The organism is Pseudonocardia sp. D17 (assembly GCF_036984265.1).
Lineage (GTDB): Bacteria > Actinomycetota > Actinomycetes > Mycobacteriales > Pseudonocardiaceae > Pseudonocardia > Pseudonocardia benzenivorans.
Genome location: NZ_BPRG01000121.1, coordinates 6,861 through 7,470, shown reverse-complemented (window position 1 = coordinate 7,470; position 610 = coordinate 6,861). Strand labels below are relative to the sequence as shown.

The 610-nt window shown below is 71.3% G+C and carries 1 protein-coding gene; it reads left to right on the top strand.

The window, feature by feature from the left end:
* On the top strand, nucleotides 1-604 hold a 604-nt coding region (locus PSD17_RS19410), incomplete at its 5' end, for an IS110 family transposase (RefSeq protein WP_339124035.1).
* Nucleotides 605-610: the final 6 nt, after the last annotated feature.

The window sequence follows — 610 nt, the reverse complement described above, 5'->3', positions numbered from 1 at the left end:
GGGCTGGCACCTGCACGACCTTGAGGTCGCGCTGCCACGCGGGCAGGCGTTGAACCGGATCACCACGCTGAACCGGCTCCGCGACCAGATCGGCCGGCTTGCGGGCGGCGTGCGCGCCGAGATCGCCGCCGAGCTCATCGAGCGGATCATCACGGTGACGCGGCGGGTCGGGCAGCTCAAGCGGCGCATCGAGGCCCAGGTGCAGCCGCTGGTGCCGCACCTGCTGGCTATTCCTGGCTGCGGCGGGCTGACTGCGGCGAAGGTCCTCGTCGAGACCGCAGGGGTCGACCGTTTCCGGTCCTCGGCCGCGTTCGCCATGCACGCCGGGACGGCGCCGATCCCTGTCTGGGCGGGCAACCGTGCGCGGTTCCGCCTCAACCGCGGCGGCAACCGGCAGCTCAACGCCGCCCTGCACCGCATCGCGGTCACCCAACTACGAATCCACCGACCCGCCCAGGCACTCGTCCAGCGACGCACCGCCGCCGGGAACTCGAAGACCGAAGCCCTGGGTGCTCCGACGCCACCTCGCCGACGTGGTCTACCACCGGCTCCGGGCAGACACGGGCAGCCCCGGTACTTGCCATCCGGAGGCCGGTTGACATAGGAGATT